Here is a 1,374-nt window from a genome sequence, read left to right on the forward strand (position 1 = left end):
CCCCGAACATGCAGTGCATCGGCACCTCGGCGACCATGTCGACCGAGGGCACCCTCGAGGACCAGAAGAAAGTCGTCGCCCGCGTGGCGAGCACGCTGTTCGGTACGAAGGTCAGCCCGGAGCACGTCATCGGTGAGACGCTGGTCCGTGCGACCGACGAGGCGCCCGACACCGTTCCCGCCGAGCGCCTGACCGCGCCGGCCGCGCCCCGCGCATACGCNNCCCACTGGCCCGCTGGATCGAGACACGCTTCGGTCTGGCCAGGGACGAGGCGACGGGCCGACTGGTACGCCGGCAGCCCACGAAGATCGAGGTCGCGGCACGCGAGCTGGCCGAGCAGTCCGGCGTCCCCAAGGACGACTGCGTCAGAGCCATCGAAGCGACCCTGGAGGCCGGTTCGCAGGCCCGCCATCCGGTCACCGACCGCCCCCTGTTCGCGTTCCGGCTGCATCAGTTCCTCTCCAAAGGCGACACCGTGTACGTCACCCTGGAGGACAAGCTCTCCCGCCACCTCACCCGCTCCTACCAGCTGGAGCAGCCGGGCAGCGGCGGCAAGCTGCTGATGCCGCTGGCGTTCTGCCGGGAGTGCGGCCAGGAGTACCTGACGGTCTGGCGCACCGAGAAGGACGGAGAGGTCCGCTACGAGGCCCGCCGGGACACCTCCGCCACGGGCGGTCGGCAGGGCGACGGCTACCTCTACATCGACGACGAGCGCGCCTGGCCCTCCAATGTCCAGTACGCCGTCGACGACCGCCGACTGCCCGAGTCCTGGCTGGAACTCGACGACAGGGGGCAGGAGGTCGTCAAGAAGGCGTACCGCGACCGGGTGCCACGCGCCGTGACGGTCGACCCGTTCGGTTACGAAGGCCGGGGCGAGCTGCGGGCCGCGTTCATCCCGTCGCCGTTCCTGTTCTGCCTGCACTGCGGGGTGTCCTACGAGCAGACGCGCGGCCGGGACTTCGCGAAGCTGGCGACGCTGGACCAGGAGGGCCGGTCGTCGGCGACCTCCCTCATCTCCGCGTCGATCGTGCGGTCCCTGAGGTCCGTGCCGGAGGAGGCGCTGGACAAGGAGGCGCGCAAGCTCCTCACCTTCGTCGACAACCGTCAGGACGCCTCTCTCCAGGCCGGCCACTTCAACGACTTCGTGCAGATCACCCAGTTGCGTGGGGCTCTGTACCGGGCCGCCCTGGACGCGGGCGAGGACGGCCTCACCCATGAGGAGCTGGCCTCGGCGGTGACGAACGCGCTCGCGCTCGATCCCGCGGACTACACCGGCGACACCGACCTGCCCCCGTCACTGGCCCGCGCCGCGGCGAAGACGCTGCGCGACGTGATCGCCTTCCGTCTCTACCTCGACCTGGAGCGCGGCTGGCG

General features: G+C 70.4%; 1 pseudogene. It reads left to right on the forward strand.

The annotated features are described in order from the left end of the window. Window positions 1-1,374: pseudogene (locus CCN35_RS23310) on the forward strand (DEAD/DEAH box helicase); the annotation flags it as partial.

It is taken from the genome of Streptomyces thermovulgaris, assembly GCF_002155915.1.
Classification (GTDB): domain Bacteria; phylum Actinomycetota; class Actinomycetes; order Streptomycetales; family Streptomycetaceae; genus Streptomyces; species Streptomyces thermovulgaris.